The sequence below is a fragment of the Janthinobacterium sp. NKUCC08_JDC genome (assembly GCF_019345575.1).
Taxonomy (GTDB): domain Bacteria; phylum Pseudomonadota; class Gammaproteobacteria; order Burkholderiales; family Burkholderiaceae_D; genus Janthinobacterium; species Janthinobacterium aestuarii.
Window position 1 is genome coordinate 1 of record NZ_JAHKQW010000069.1, and the last position, 223, is coordinate 223.

Sequence of the window (223 nt, forward strand, 5' to 3'; positions counted from 1 at the left end):
CGCCTTGTGGCGCAAGCGGGCCAGCGGCGTGCCCGTCAAGGCATTGAAGGTACGTCCGCACGGCACGCAACGGTAGCGCTGCAGGCCGTGCGCATGGCCATGCCGGTGCAATTGCGCCGAGTGGCAGGCGGGACAGGCCAATCGCGGCTGGGCCACACTTTCCAGCAGCGCGACGGTCGCGTCGTGTGGAGAGTTGCCACGCAGCAGGGCAATGCCTGCCTGC

The 223-nt window shown here is 69.1% G+C and carries 1 pseudogene; it reads right to left on the reverse strand.

Annotation, left to right across the window (positions count from 1 at the left end):
• Positions 1-213: pseudogene (locus tag KO538_RS29160) on the reverse strand (IS1595 family transposase); the annotation flags it as partial.
• Positions 214-223 lie beyond the last annotated feature (10 nt).